The 239-nt window shown below is 53.1% G+C and carries 1 protein-coding gene; it reads right to left on the reverse strand.

Annotation, left to right across the window (positions count from 1 at the left end):
* The coding region (locus tag HMPREF2526_RS12840; RefSeq protein ID WP_148139534.1) for a DDE-type integrase/transposase/recombinase at positions 1-239 on the reverse strand (239 nt) is incomplete at both ends.

Here is a 239-nt window from a genome sequence, read left to right on the forward strand (position 1 = left end):
CCCACTGCTCCCATGGATTGGCGAACACCAAGTACAGCGCAGTGCTCTCTAAATGCTTGTGAGGTGTACACACTGCCATGATCGGAATGGAAAATTGCCCCTTTAAGGCTTCCGCGGACTTTTCTGGCATGAGATAAAGCTTCGATAACCAGCGATACCCGCATGTGATCGGCTAGTGCATGGCCGACGAGTTTGCGCGAGTAGACGTCGATGACCGTGGCCAGGTACATGTTCTTGCC

The sequence above is a fragment of the Corynebacterium sp. HMSC070E08 genome, assembly GCF_001808895.1.
Taxonomy (GTDB): domain Bacteria; phylum Actinomycetota; class Actinomycetes; order Mycobacteriales; family Mycobacteriaceae; genus Corynebacterium; species Corynebacterium hiratae.